General features: G+C 46.7%; 1 pseudogene. It reads left to right on the top strand.

The window, feature by feature from the left end:
• Positions 1-174 (top strand): annotated as a pseudogene (locus AACW06_RS20825) (IS1 family transposase); the annotation flags it as partial.
• Between the last annotated feature and the right edge of the window lie 36 nt (positions 175-210).

Here is a 210-nt window from a genome sequence, read left to right as displayed (position 1 = left end):
AAAAAGAAAAATCGCCGCTGGCTTTGGTATGCTTGGTAGCCTCGCTATAAGCGCATCATTGCTCACGCATTTGGTAGCCGTAATACGGATGCTCTGCGCTCGTTGCTCGCTTTGCTCAAGCCGTTTGGTATCAGCTTCTTTTTTACCGATGACTTCAGCGTTTACACAAAAGAATGACCAAGGGAAAAGCATGTTGTGGGCAAAAGGTTC

Origin of the sequence: Vibrio sp. S12_S33 (assembly GCF_963889785.1) — a bacterium.
Taxonomy (GTDB): Bacteria; Pseudomonadota; Gammaproteobacteria; order Enterobacterales; family Vibrionaceae; genus Vibrio; species Vibrio aestuarianus.
Note: the sequence above shows the minus strand (reverse complement) of the source record. Positions and strands in the feature narration are given on the sequence as shown.